Genomic DNA, 10,743 nt, shown 5'->3' with positions numbered 1-10,743 from the left:
CCCCGTGCATGCGGGGTTGCAGGCTTTGTTCGCCGCCCCGGGGGGGGAAGATCTGGATCCCCCCGCCGATCGCATCGCTGCCGTAAATCACTGAACGGGAGCCGCGCAGCACTTCCACGCGCTCGACCTGTTCGATGTTGATGTGTTGCAGGTTGCTGTCGCCGGAGGTCGAGTTACCGATGCGCTGGCCATCGACCAGCACCAGGCTTTGCGCCGACTTGGTACCACGAATATAAACCCCGGGCAGACTGCCGCGCCCCCCGGTTTGCCCGACCTGTACGCCCGGTACCCGGCGCAGCAGATCAGTGACACTGCTCGGTTGCAGACGGTCGATATCGTCGCGGGTGAACACCGTGTTGGCGGCGCTGCTGTCGTTGCGCGCTTCGACCTGACGGTTGGCGCTGATCAGCACGTCCGGCAGTTTCAGGGCCTGGTCGCGTTCGAAGGTATCGGCCAAGAGTTGGCCGGCCGGCAGAAGCGTCAGCGTCAGGGCAAAAGGGGAGAGTTTCATGGATGATCCGAGATGAATTCAGATACGCCGCAACCCCGTAGGAGCTGCCGAAGGCTGCGATCTTTTGATTCTGTTTTTTCAGGTTTGGAGCCGCCGAAGATCAGGATCAAAAGATCGCAGCCTTCGGCAGCTCCTACGGGGGATCGGGTTTACAAGTTGAGCAGTTGCAGGCGCTGACGCACCGCTTCTTCGATCCCTGCCTCATCCAGCCCGCATTCGGCCAGCATTTGCGCAGGCTTGGCATGCTCGACATAGATGTCCGGCAAGCCCAGGTGCAGCACCGACTTGAGGATGTTCTCTCGGGCGAGAAACTCGCTGACCGCGCCACCGGCACCGCCCATGATGGCGTTCTCTTCGATGGTCACCAGCAGTTCGTGACTGCCAGCGATTTCGCGAACCAGTGCTTCGTCGAGCGGTTTGACGAAACGCATGTCGACCACGGTCGCATCCAGTTTCTCAGCGACTTTCAGCGCCTCGACCAATTGCACGCCGAACACCAGCAAGGCGACTTTGCTGCCCTGGCGGCGAACGACACCCTTGCCGATTTCGATCGGTTCGAGATCTTTGGTGATCGGCGCATTCGGGCCGGTGCCGCGCGGATAACGCACCGCCGCCGGGCCGTTGTACAGATGGCCGGTGCTGAGCATTTTGCGCAGTTCGTTTTCGTCGCTCGGGGTCATTAGCAGCATGCCGGGGATGCAACGCAGGAACGACAGGTCAAAGCTGCCTGCGTGCGTCGGGCCGTCTTCGCCCACCAGGCCTGCGCGGTCGATGGCGAACAGCACGTCGAGGTTTTGCACCGCCACATCATGCACAAGCTGGTCGTAAGCGCGTTGCAAGAAGGTCGAATAGATCGCCACCACCGGCTTTGCGCCTTCGCAGGCCATGCCGGCGGCGAGGGTCACGGCGTGTTGCTCGGCAATCGCCACGTCGAAATAGCGCTTGGGAAAACGTTCGCTGAAGGCCACCAGGTCGGAGCCTTCCTTCATCGCCGGGGTAATCCCGACCAGGCGTGGATCGACCGCGGCCATGTCGCACAGCCATTCACCGAACACACCGGAGTACTTCGGCCCGCCGGCTTTCTTCGGCGCGGCGGCCGGAGCATCCACCGGTTCGAGTTTGGTGATGGCGTGGTAACCGATCGGGTCGACTTCCGCCGGAGCGAAGCCTTTGCCTTTTTTGGTGACCACGTGCAGGAATTGCGGGCCTTTCAGATCGCGCATGTTGCGCAGGGTGGCGATCAGGGTCGGCAGGTCATGGCCATCGATCGGGCCGATGTAGTTCCAGCCCAGCTCTTCGAACAGTGTGCCGGGAACCAGCATGCCTTTGGCGTATTCTTCGGTGCGACGGGCGATTTCCCAGGCGCCGGGCAGGCGCGACAGGACCTTTTTACTGCCTTCGCGCATGCTTGCATAAGTGCGGCTGGAAAGGATTTTCGCCAGATAGTTCGACAAGCCGCCGACGTTACGCGAGATCGACATGTCATTGTCGTTGAGGATCACCAGCATGTTGGCGTCAACTTCCGGCGCGTGGTTCAGTGCCTCGAAAGCCATGCCAGCGGTCAATGCGCCGTCGCCGATCACTGCGATCGCCTTGCGATCACTGTGTTGCAGCCGGGCAGCAATCGCCATGCCCAGCGCTGCGCTGATCGAGGTGCTGGAGTGACCGACGCCAAAGGTGTCGTACTCACTCTCGGAACGACGCGGAAAGGCGGCAACGCCGTCCTTCTGGCGCAGGGTGCTCATGCGCTCGCGACGACCGGTGAGGATTTTGTGCGGGTAGGCCTGATGACCCACGTCCCACACCAATCGGTCATCCGGGGTGTCGAAGACGTAATGCAACGCGATGGTCAGCTCGATGACGCCCAGGCCGGCACCGAAATGCCCACCGGTCTGACCGACCGTGTAGAGCAATTCCAGGCGCAACTCATCAGCCAGGGTTTCCAGCTCGGCTTCGCCTAACCGGCGCAGGCCGTCCGGCGTGTTGGCACGGTCGAGCAGTGGCGTGGTCGGGCGCTTGCGGGGAATCTCATGAAACGTCGTGGGCATCAGGCGAATCGTTATAGGTATAAAAGATGCGGCAGTTTACCTGATGCATCGCCCCCTGCCCACGCGTTGGTTTTTTTTGGCGGATACGCCGTCAGCTGCGGCGCTCGACGATATACCGGGCCAGATCGCGCAATGGCTCGGCCGCCGCGTCAAACGGTCGCAGGGCGTGCAGGGCCTGGTCACGCAGCTCCAGGGCATAGGCCTTGGCCGCATCGAGACCGAGCAGGGCCGGGTAAGTCGGTTTGTCCCGGGCGATGTCGGCGCCCTGGCGTTTGCCGAGGGTTTCGGTGTCACTTTCGACGTCGAGAATGTCGTCCTGGACCTGAAAGGCCAGGCCAATGGCCTGTGCATAACTCTGCAAGGACTTCAGTTCGTCCTTCGCGGCATGACCGCAGGCCAGTGCGCCAAGCTTGACGCTGACTTCGATCAGCGCGCCGGTCTTGTGCCGGTGCATGTATTCAAGGGCTTTTTGATCGAGCTTCAGGCCCACTGAGCCCAGATCGATGGCTTGCCCGCCGACCATGCCCGCCGGACCTGCCGCCAACGCCAGGGCGCTGACCATCTGCAGACGGGTTTCAGCATCGCAATTGCTCAGGTGCGGGTCGAGCAGGGCACTGAAGGCCAGGCTCTGCAAGCCGTCACCGGCGAGGATTGCACAAGCTTCATCGAATTTTTTATGCGTAGTCGGCTGGCCGCGACGCAAATCGTCGTCGTCCATGGCCGGCAAATCATCGTGCACCAGCGAATAGGCGTGAATCAGCTCAACCGCACAGGCCGCGCCATTGGCTTGCTCGGCCTTGCCGCCCAAGGCTTCACATGCGGCGTAGGCCAACAACGGGCGCACACGCTTGCCGCCGTTCATCACGCTGTAGCGCATGGCTTCGTAGAGGCGGGCAAGTTCAGGGCTTGGCGCGCTGAACAGGGTTTCCAGTGCCGCATTGACGCGAGCCTGGCTGGACGCCGAATACGCCGCAATCATTCTGGCTGATCCGCGTCGAAGGGTTCCTCGGCCAGCTCACCATCACGCTCGAGCAGCACTTGAACCTTTAGCTCGGCCTGAGCCAGCGCCGCCTGGCAATCGCGGGTCAGACCGATGCCCTGCTCAAAAGCGGCCAGCGAGTCTTCCAGCGACAATTCGCCATTCTCCAGACGCTCCACCAGCGTTTGCAGGTCAGCGAGAGATTGTTCGAAATCCAGTGCAGCTTTTTTGCGGGCCATGGCGGCTATTTCCGGTTGACGTTAAACCGGCGCGACACTAGCAGACATAGGGGTTATGGGCAAATGAGCGGGGCGTTTCGGACAATGAGTTCAGGAAGTGAATGCGACCTCTGTGATGAGGGGGCTTGCCCTAAAGCCGGTAAGTTAAACCATTTCAGCAGCGACGCGCCCCTTGTAGCAGCTGCCGGAGGCTGCGTTCGGCTGCGAAGCAGTCGTAAAATCAGAGATTGCGATACGTTAGGCATACGGCATTAGCCGGGTTCACGACTGCTGCGCAGCCGAACGCAGGCTTCGCCAGCTGCTACAGATCGCCTTACGGCTTAACTCATCGAGTGCAATGTCGATCATGATTAATCTGTTGAGTCATCCGGATCGCAGATTTGATATCGAGTACTGCGCCCGCCGCCGGGCAGGCGTTTCAGGCAGCCCTTCTCCAGCAGTTCGGCCAGATGACGGGTTGCGGTGGCTTTGGAAACCTTTGCCACTGCCTGATATTGAGCGGCGCTGATGCCGTTATCGAAACCTCGTTCCCCACCATCGAGCAAGCGATTCAATACTTTGGTCTGCTCGGTCGACAGTCCGGATTCCCGATGTGCCTGCCAGAAACGCGCCTTGCCCAGTACCGACTCAATCCGCGTCATGGCCTGCTGCAAGCTACGCAGCAAAGTCTGAAGAAACCACTCCAGCCATTCGGTGATATCCATCGTGGATTTCTGACTGGTTTCCAGCACTCGGTAATAGCCAGAACGATCATCCAGAATGCTCGCCGACATGGCGTAGAAACGGATGGCCTGAGCCTCACCCTGAGCCAGGGCCAGATCAGTGATCGTTCGCGTCAGGCGACCGTTGCCATCGTCGAAAGGATGCAACGTCACAAACCAGAAATGTGCGACGCCGGCCCTCAGCAAAGGGTCGAGGCCAACCTGATTTCGGCTGGCTTCAAACCAGCTCAGGAAGGTTTCGAGTTGTCGTTCAAGACCAAGGCGAGGCGGCGCTTCGAAGTGAACGGTCGGCCTGTCGAGTCGCCCCGAAACAACTTGCATCGGCTCGTCGCCGCGCAAGGCGCCAACATGGATCGACCGGGCGGCGAGATCCGTGTCTTGCTCAGGAAACAGCCATTTATGCCAATCCAGCAATCGAGCCAATGTCAGTGGTTCAGAGAAATGCCGGGTGGCATCGAGCATCAATTGCGCCAGGCCTTCGCTGCGCTGGCTGCTTTTATCGCCCGCGCCCTGTTCCAGCCCCAATCGTCGCGCCAATGATGACCGAACGGAGCCGATATTCAGTTGTTCGCCCTCAATCGCCGACGAGGTCACGATGTTCTGTAACAGCGCATCCAGTTCGCTTTGCGCGCTCAACGAGCGGCCTACCGAACTGGCCATGCCCATCAATTGACCCTGCGCCTGAACGCAGTCGCGCAACAGTGGCGCCAAATGCTCGGCTTGCCATTGAAAGCTCGGCCAATCAGGCTGCTGCCAGATCCAGTGAGGTGCCATGGAATCGGTACTCTTGGAATGAGTGAGCCAATTAAAAATGCTATTCGGCTCATGTGGTGAGCCGAATATGACGTCTATTCGGCTCATCGTCCAGTTGTTCGGACAGCATGTCGTCTCACGTCCCGGCTGCGATCGAATCGCGCAACATGTGGTTGGCTGCAGGTTAATGGGTTGTTCAGACTTTATATTCAGGCATTAAAAAGCCGGCTTGTGGCCGGCTTCTCGGGGACTGGCTTGGTTTATTTTTGGTAAACCGCGCCAGCCTTCAAAACGTACACCCGGATCTTGCGTCCGGCTGTGGGACTTGGCGAGAAAGTGATCTGCCTTGTCGGTGCGATCTGAGCCTGAAGAAGGGTCGATGCGCAAATGTGGGGCGCAGCATACTGATTTTTTTGAGGAATTCCCAGCCTTGGCATGCGGAGTAGAGCGGATTGTGGCGAGGCGTAGCAGCTGCCGAAGGCTGCGTTCGGCTGCGAAGCAGTCGTAAACCCGGTAACCATACTGTCCGCCATAGTGAATGGTTTGCGACTGCTGCGCAGTCGAACGGGGGCAAGCCCCCTCGCCACAGTGGGTAGCGTGCTTATAGGAAGGGCACTGACGGCCGGCGTTTATTGAGTGTCGACCACCAGAATACCCATCCCAATACCCTTATGTTTTGCTTGTCGATCTGTTCGGCACTGAAGATTTCGTCTGGATACTCGGTTCTGTTGTAGCTGCGCAATCGCAACGCATTGCCCGGCATCCGGTGCAGGTATTTGATCCGCAGCATCCCGTCATGCTCGATCGCATAAATTTCCCCATCAATCACCTGAGTCAGCCCACGGTCGACCGCAAGCGTGGAGCCATCTTCAATCTTTTCGCCCATGCTGTTACCGATCATGCAGATACAAATAGCATCGGCGTGCTTGATTTCCAGGGAGTCCAGATGGCTGCGAGGCAGGCGGATGGATTGGCTGGGGTCTTTGACGACGTGGGTTTTGTTGGAACCCGGGGCGGTGGCTGTTTCCTTGTAGAAGGGCAATTCGACGTCGACGGGCTCGATCACCGTGTAGATGCCGCGGATGGCCTGGGCATCGAAGGTGTTGCCGGACTCGTCGAGCACGCGCAGGCGTGAGGATTCTTTCGGGCCTTCGCCGGTTTTCAGCCAGTCGCTATTTACAGAGAGTAATTTGGCGACCTCTTCCATGCGGTAGGCGGGCACACCTCGGGTGTACCAGTTGTGGATATTTTGTGCTTCCGTGTCGAAGAAAGCGGCAAATCCTGTGGTAGTGATTTTCGCTGCTTCAAGGAGTGCTTTAAACCGTGGGCCGCTAGTGTTCTTTTTCATAAACACGAGTCTACTGGCGCAGGATGGGGGTTTGAATAAACGATTCGTTCAAATTTCGAGGGAAATTTAAGACTGGATGTAAGGCGCTTTTAGTGGAAACCAAACACGCAAAAACCAAAGCCAGGAAGCACTATACGTACCGTTAAAGATGCGACTTTCTGGGTGTGCGCCCACAAAAAACCCCGGATCAACCGGGGTTTTTCTTCAAGCATCGTAGCGTGCCGTGGCTTCTCAGCCTTTATAGGCAGCAACCGACTTGGTGATCGCGTCGCGAGCGGCATCGGCGCCGGCCCAGCCTTCGATCTTCACCCATTTGCCTTTTTCGAGATCTTTGTAGTTCTCGAAGAAGTGCTCGATCTGCTGAATCAGCAGCGCAGGCAGATCGGTGTATTCCTTTACGTCGACGTACAGCTGGGACAGCTTGTCGTGTGGAACCGCGATCACTTTGGCATCGCCGCCGCCGTCGTCGGTCATGTTCAGGATGCCGACGGGACGCGCGCGGATTACCGAACCTGGGGCAACCGGGTAAGGGGTTACGACCAGCACGTCGAGGGGATCACCGTCGTCGGCCAGGGTGTTGGGGATGTAACCGTAGTTGGCCGGGTAGAACATCGGGGTGGCCATGAAACGGTCAACGAACAGGCAATCGCTGTCTTTGTCGATTTCGTATTTGATCGGCGCGTGGTTGGCCGGGATCTCGATCGCGACGTAGATGTCGTTCGGCAGGTCTTTGCCAGCCGGAATCTTGCTGTAGCTCATTGGGCGGTGCCCCCGTTAGTTGACCAAAAACACTTGGCCGGATTGACCAAAAAGTGGCGGCGATTATAGGCATATTCTGCCACCGTTGCCATGCGCCAGAGGTCGTGTAGACCTTAGTCGTGTGCCTGATAGACAGGGTTCTCGGCCAGAAGTTGCCGTAGCCGGGCCAGCGGATCCTGCCGATAAAACAACTTAAGCTGCTCATAAACCTGTGGATATGCCTCGTGCAGCAAATCCGGGGCGCTGAAGAAGTATTCGCTGGTGACGGCGAAGAATTCGGCGGGGTTTTCCGCTGCGTACGGGTCGATGGCGGTTTCGGCGTCCGGGTTGCGGTCCAGTTGCCGGTCGAGGTCGTCATAGGCTTCTTGCATGACCTTGGCCCAGTCGCTGACGCGCATATCGGCATGCAGCGGTGGCAAGCCATTGGCGTCGCCATTGAGCATGTCGAGTTTATGCGCGAGTTCGTGGATCACCAGGTTGTAGCCTTCCCAGCCACCGCTGGACATCACGCCGGGCCAGGCGAGGATGATCGGGCCTTGCTGCCAGGCTTCGCCGCTGTGTTCGCCATCCCATTCGTGTTCGACGCCGCTGGCATCGCGATGGCGCTGGGGGCTGAGGAAATCGTCGGGGTAGAGGATGATTTCGTGAAAACCCTGATACCAGTTCAGATCGCCCAGGTGCAGCAGCGGCAATTGGGCCTGGGCGGCGAGCAGCAAGCGTTGCTCCTGGTGAAGCTCGACGCCGGGAAGGGCGGTCAGGTGTTTGTCTTGCAGGAACAGCACGCAGGCTTCCCGCAACCACTGGTCTTCGGCTGCGCTGAGGCCATCGAGAAACCTTAAGTGATGGCGCACCCGTTGCCACATGTCGTCGGCAATCGGATGCCTGGCCAGAGTGCGCTGGCGTCGCCAGGCGCTAAGAGACCACATCGTGAGTCAGCGTGGTTCGGCTTTGGACGTGGTATGACCGAGGCGGCTGCGGATCACGCTGATGATCATCGGTAGCAGCGACAGCAAGATGATGCCCACCACCAGCAGCGACAGGTTTTTCTTGATGAACGGTACGTTACCGAAGAAGTATCCGAGGGTGACCAGGCCCCCCACCCAGAGGATGGTGCCAAGGATGCTGAAGGCAAAGAAACGAGGGTAAGGCATTTTGCCTACACCGGCGACGAACGGCGCAAAGGTGCGGATGATTGGCAGGAAACGCGCCAGGGTCACGGTTTTGCCGCCGTGCTTTTCGTAGAAGTCGTGGGTTTGTTGCAGGTAGTCGCGACGGAATATTTTCGAGTTCGGGTTTCTGAACAGTTTTTCGCCGACGGTGCGACCGATCACGTAGTTGGTGCTGTCACCGAGAATCGCCGCCAGCATCAGCAGGCCGCCCAGCAGCACCGGGTCCATACTGCCACCGGCCGCCACAGCGCCGGCGATGAATAGCAGGGAGTCGCCCGGCAGGAATGGCATCACCACCAGACCGGTTTCGCAGAAGATCACCAGAAACAGAATGGCGTAAATCCATGCCCCGTAGTTAGTCACCAGCAGGTCGAGGTAAACATCGAGATGCAGGATAAGGTCGATCGGGTTGAAATCCATGGAAAGCACCTGTGGTGATGGCCCGACTCTGCAGGCCTGTGCGGATGGCTTCGCGTAAGACTACAGCTAAGTGTGAATTTTCTTACGAGCCGGAAGAGCGGGCATTATACGGGGAGAGAAGCGAAAAACGCCTTGAGTTTGTAGCGAGGGATGTCGACGGGACGATCATAGGCCTGTTGGCTTTGCACAATCCTTGTGGCGAGGGGGCTTGCCCCCGTTGGGTTGCGAAGCGACCCCTGAACCAGGCAGTCACGGTTTTTCAGATACACCGCATGCTGAGGTTTTACGACGGCTGCGCCGCCGAACGGGGGCAAGCCCCCTCGCCACGACAAGCCCTCTGGCTACAGCAAGCCCCCCGCGCGCCACAGCTCCTCGCCACAAAGGCATCAGTGCATTACAGCTCCTCACTGATCGGCAATACGTAGTTCTTGAACTCGGTGTCTTCCCTGAACCCGATGGATTCATAGGTTTTCTGCGCGACTTCGTTGTTGCTGCTGGTGGAAACGCGCATGCGCACGGCGTTGGTTTCCTTGGCCATTTTTTTTGCGGTACGGATCAGGTTGTCGGCCACCAACTGGCGGCGGGCGTCTTCGGCGACGTAGATATCGTTGAGGATCCACACGCGTTTAAGCGAAAGGGACGAAAAGCTGGGGTATAGCTGACAGAAACCCATCAGCTTGTTGTTGTCGTCATCGGCCAGGGCCAGGTAGATCACCGATTCCTTGCGCCGCAGGCGTTTCTCGAGGAACGCCCGGGATGAGTCCGGATACGGCAGGGAACCGTAAAACTCACGATATTTGACGAACAACGGGGTCAGCAGGTCGAGGTGTTCGAGGGTCGCTTGAATAATCCGCATGGTAGGTCTCGTCTTCAAGTGGCTGTCTTACGTGGTGACGGCGATGGGAAATCCCTGGCGGCCGTGCATCGATCCTGCCTGAATCCTGAATGGAAACGCAATGCGGAAACGGTTCAGGCATCCGACGGGCTCAGTAGGAAATTACCCTTCATGCCCGCACCATTGTCCGATTCCAGCGTCTGAACCTGGGCTTCGTCCTTCAGACTGACCCCTGATATCTGCCGCCGACAGGCTTCGCGCATCAAATACAGTAGCCGGTGTGCTGCCATGCCGTAACTCAAGCCTTCGAGGCGGACATTCGAGATGCAATTGCGATAGGCATCCGTCAGTCCGACCTTGGGATTATAGGTGAAATACAGTCCCAGGCTGTCTGGCGAGCTCAAGCCGGGGCGCTCGCCGATCAAAATGACCACCATCTTCGCGCCTAACAGCTCGCCAATCTCATCGGCCACTGCAACTCGACCCTGTTCCACCAGGATCACTGGCGACAGGGACCAGCCCTCATTGGCTGTCTGTTCTTCCATGCGCGCCAGAAACGGTAAGGTGTGGCGATGAACGGCCAATGCCGAGAGCCCATCGGCCACCACGACCGCCAAGTCCACCCCGTCAGGATGATTCCGAGCATGGTCGCGCAGAGTCTGCGCCGACTCATCACTCAACTTGCGCCCCAGATCGGGGCGCTGCAGATAGCTGTTGCGATCCGAGGCGGCGCTGTGCAGCAGCAGATGCTCACGTCCACGCTCGGCCAGTTGCGAACTGAGCCCCTTGTGATCGAACGGCAGGTGCACCGCATCCCGGGCCTGGGCGTGGGCGTATTGAAAATCCAGCTGTGCACGGGTCGGCATGCTGGTGCCTGTACGACCGAGAGCAATACGTGCCGGGGTCAGGCGACGCAGTTCCAGCAACGGGTTTTGCGGATCGACAGGTGGTTTATCCATC

Annotated in this window: 11 protein-coding genes; all 11 read right to left on the bottom strand. The window is 58.8% G+C overall.

What is annotated here, in order from left to right:
• On the bottom strand, positions 1-511 hold a 511-nt coding region (locus BZL43_RS20280), incomplete at its 3' end, for a TonB-dependent receptor (protein ID WP_143517884.1).
• A 149-nt stretch (positions 512-660) separates the two neighbouring features.
• Positions 661-2,559, bottom strand: coding sequence for a 1-deoxy-D-xylulose-5-phosphate synthase (gene dxs, locus BZL43_RS20275; protein ID WP_095633945.1), 1,899 nt, complete (start codon positions 2,557-2,559; stop codon positions 661-663).
• Between the two features lie 91 nt (positions 2,560-2,650).
• Entirely contained in the window at positions 2,651-3,538 is an 888-nt protein-coding gene (gene ispA, locus BZL43_RS20270; RefSeq protein WP_095633944.1) for a (2E,6E)-farnesyl diphosphate synthase, read from the bottom strand.
• On the bottom strand, positions 3,535-3,777 hold the full coding sequence (locus BZL43_RS20265) for an exodeoxyribonuclease VII small subunit (protein WP_095633943.1): 243 nt from the start codon (positions 3,775-3,777) through the stop codon (positions 3,535-3,537). Before BZL43_RS20265 ends, ispA begins: the two co-directional genes overlap by 4 nt.
• A gap of 350 nt (positions 3,778-4,127) precedes the next feature.
• Positions 4,128-5,273: a Fic family protein gene (locus tag BZL43_RS20260; protein ID WP_095633942.1), complete on the bottom strand. Its 1,146-nt coding sequence runs from the start codon at positions 5,271-5,273 to the stop codon at positions 4,128-4,130.
• A 580-nt stretch (positions 5,274-5,853) separates the two neighbouring features.
• The gene (locus BZL43_RS20255) at positions 5,854-6,600 is read right to left on the bottom strand and encodes a S24 family peptidase (protein ID WP_095633941.1); all 747 of its coding nucleotides are present in this window, start codon (positions 6,598-6,600) and stop codon (positions 5,854-5,856) included.
• 231 nt (positions 6,601-6,831) lie between these two features.
• On the bottom strand, positions 6,832-7,359 hold the full coding sequence (gene ppa, locus BZL43_RS20250) for an inorganic diphosphatase (RefSeq protein WP_095633940.1): 528 nt from the start codon (positions 7,357-7,359) through the stop codon (positions 6,832-6,834).
• 113 nt (positions 7,360-7,472) lie between these two features.
• On the bottom strand, positions 7,473-8,285 hold the full coding sequence (locus BZL43_RS20245; protein ID WP_095633939.1) for a zinc-dependent peptidase: 813 nt from the start codon (positions 8,283-8,285) through the stop codon (positions 7,473-7,475).
• 6 nt (positions 8,286-8,291) lie between these two features.
• Complete coding sequence (locus BZL43_RS20240; RefSeq protein ID WP_095633938.1) at positions 8,292-8,948, bottom strand: DedA family protein; 657 nt, start codon at positions 8,946-8,948, stop codon at positions 8,292-8,294.
• Between the two features lie 394 nt (positions 8,949-9,342).
• On the bottom strand, positions 9,343-9,804 hold the full coding sequence (locus BZL43_RS20235) for an N-acetyltransferase (protein ID WP_095633937.1): 462 nt from the start codon (positions 9,802-9,804) through the stop codon (positions 9,343-9,345).
• Between the two features lie 113 nt (positions 9,805-9,917).
• Entirely contained in the window at positions 9,918-10,742 is an 825-nt protein-coding gene (eutC, locus tag BZL43_RS20230; RefSeq protein WP_168185120.1) for an ethanolamine ammonia-lyase subunit EutC, read from the bottom strand.
• Position 10,743: the final 1 nt, after the last annotated feature.

The organism is Pseudomonas sp. PICF141 (assembly GCF_002286815.1).
GTDB lineage: Bacteria > Pseudomonadota > Gammaproteobacteria > Pseudomonadales > Pseudomonadaceae > Aquipseudomonas.
The sequence above is the reverse complement of the archived record's forward strand: the minus strand, read 5'-3'. Positions and strand labels throughout refer to the sequence as shown.